At 48.4% G+C, this 1,365-nt stretch carries 4 protein-coding genes; all 4 read left to right on the top strand.

Going from position 1 to position 1,365, the window contains the following annotated elements; genetic code table 11:
- On the top strand, window positions 1-431 hold a 431-nt coding region (locus NIE88_RS22010; RefSeq protein WP_253065698.1), incomplete at its 5' end, for a fibronectin type III domain-containing protein.
- A 13-nt stretch (window positions 432-444) separates the two neighbouring features.
- Window positions 445-606, top strand: a complete 162-nt coding sequence (locus tag NIE88_RS22005; RefSeq protein ID WP_253065697.1) for a Rho termination factor N-terminal domain-containing protein — start codon at window positions 445-447, stop codon at window positions 604-606.
- On the top strand, window positions 606-932 hold the full coding sequence (locus tag NIE88_RS22000; RefSeq protein WP_253065696.1) for a phage head-tail connector protein: 327 nt from the start codon (window positions 606-608) through the stop codon (window positions 930-932). The genes NIE88_RS22005 and NIE88_RS22000 overlap by 1 nt, the downstream gene beginning before the upstream one ends.
- Entirely contained in the window at window positions 929-1,249 is a 321-nt protein-coding gene (locus NIE88_RS21995; protein WP_253065695.1) for a hypothetical protein, read from the top strand. The genes NIE88_RS22000 and NIE88_RS21995 overlap by 4 nt, the downstream gene beginning before the upstream one ends.
- The last annotated feature ends 116 nt before the right edge of the window (window positions 1,250-1,365 follow it).

The raw sequence follows: 1,365 nt of genomic DNA, 5'->3' as shown, positions 1-1,365 counted from the left end.
TAATGGCGATTATTGAGACTGTTTTGACGCACATTGATGATCGAATGTCAGAAAATGATCATCTTTATGGGCATCTGGGCATTAGAAATGATGAGCTGCAGCGACTGAAGGACTTTCTCGGGTCGTTTTCTGTTCCAGGCAAACCGAGTGTAACGGTTGAAGCCGGTGACGGAAAGGGCGATTATACAATCACTGCGCCGGAAGACGATGGTGGATCGCCAATTACTGGGTATGTTTATCGCTTGAAAAAGACATCAGATGCCTCTTGGGGATCACAGGTGGATGCTGGAGCAGATCTCACTGGCACGGTTTCAGGACTTGAGAACGGCACGGAATACTCTATTGAGTTTGCAGCCACTAATGAATTTGGACAAAGTGCCTGGGATGATTCCTTAGCCGTACACTTTACGCCAACGGCACCTGCGGGGTGAGGTAATGAGCTTAATGGGATTTCAGAGGCGACGTCGTGAGTTGGGTAAGAAGCAGCGAGCTGAACTTGAAGCCTTGAATTTGAATCAGCTGCGGGCGTTGGCTAAAGAAAAAGGCATTAAGGACATTGTGCATAGGAATAAGGTTCAGCTGGTCGCGGAACTGGGTGATCGCTGATGGCCATCACGGACCGAGTTAAAATCCGCTTACCGGAAATCAAAGCCGATTTGCTTACTGAGCTGTCTCTAACGGCAACGGATCGGATAAAACTGCGACTTGGATTGGCTGAATTTCCGACAGAGCTTGAGTCTGTAGCTGTTGAGGTTGTCTGTGCGATGTACAATCGAAGCTATCACGAAGGTGTTAAGACTGAAAATGTGGATACGTTCAGCATTTCTTTTGTGGATGACATTCTACAGGAATATGATGCGGATTTCCGGCGCTATCTGGCGAACAAGGAGAAACAGGAGAACGTCAATAAAGGAGTGGTGAGATTCCTATGAGATTCTTGCCGCTCTATTTATTTGCCAATCAACAAACCGGCTCGGATCCGCTGGGGAACCCGATTAATGAATTGGTGCAAAGGGGTGAATCCGTTGGCCGCTTTTCCAGCTGGACGGCTGAAGAAATCGCTCTGGATAACCGGAAAGTCACGCAGAATAACCGCAAGATCATCACTCGAGCGACAAAAGCGGATTTACTGAGTGCGGATAAGATCAAGTTTGAGGACCTGTATCACTCGATCACCGAAATCCGGGGCGATGACACAACGCGTTGGCGGATTGTGGTCGTCAACCGATACGGAAGTGAGACGGCATGAGACTGGAACTGATGGGTGCCGATCGGCTGGCCAAAAAACTGATGCAGAAGAGCGCTACGGATTTTGCAGAAGTCACAAGGAAAAATGTCCGGGATATTTATACACGCTCTCAGCAA

It is taken from the genome of Sporolactobacillus shoreicorticis, assembly GCF_024125445.1.
GTDB classification, from domain to species: domain Bacteria; phylum Bacillota; class Bacilli; order Bacillales; family Sporolactobacillaceae; genus Sporolactobacillus; species Sporolactobacillus shoreicorticis.
The sequence above is the reverse complement of the archived record's forward strand: the minus strand, read 5'-3'. Positions and strand labels throughout refer to the sequence as shown.

Excerpts from the sequence above, each read along its gene's own strand:
- NIE88_RS22005 (WP_253065697.1), top strand. The coding sequence starts at position 445 with ATGGGATTTCAGAGGCGACGTCGTGAGTTGGGTAAGAAGCAGCGAGCT.
- NIE88_RS22000 (WP_253065696.1), top strand. The coding sequence starts at position 606 with ATGGCCATCACGGACCGAGTTAAAATCCGCTTACCGGAAATCAAAGCC.
- NIE88_RS21995 (WP_253065695.1), top strand. The coding sequence starts at position 929 with ATGAGATTCTTGCCGCTCTATTTATTTGCCAATCAACAAACCGGCTCG.